Origin of the sequence: Motilimonas sp. 1_MG-2023, assembly GCF_030547455.1 — a bacterium.
Taxonomy (GTDB): Bacteria; Pseudomonadota; Gammaproteobacteria; order Enterobacterales; family CBDFNC01; genus Motilimonas.
Genome location: NZ_JAUOPX010000130.1, coordinates 1 through 368, shown reverse-complemented (window position 1 = coordinate 368; position 368 = coordinate 1). Strand labels below are relative to the sequence as shown.

At 46.5% G+C, this 368-nt stretch carries 1 pseudogene; it reads left to right on the top strand.

The features are described from left to right. Window positions 1-39: 39 nt before the first annotated feature. Window positions 40-368, top strand: a pseudogene (locus Q4519_RS21755) (hypothetical protein); the annotation flags it as partial.

Genomic DNA, 368 nt, shown 5'->3' with positions numbered 1-368 from the left:
CCATAGTTAAGTGACCATCTATCAAGCTGGATAAAGGTTATGACACTACCGCGCAAGCAGCTTATTTGCCCAGAATCGACCCCTTATTATCATGTTACTAGCCGCTGTGTACGCCGCGCTTTTCTGTGTGGCGTTGACCACTATACGCAGCAAAGTTACGAGCACCGCAAGCCTTGGGTGGTGGATAAGGTAAAGCAACTAGCTAGCATCTTCACCATCAATATTTGTGCCTATGCCATTATGAGCAATCATTACCACCTGATTTTGCATATTGATACCAAGCGTAACCGCGACTTAACTGATGCTGAGGTGGCCTATCGCTGGCAGCAATTATTCGCTTTGCCATTATTGGTGGGTGATTGGTTAGC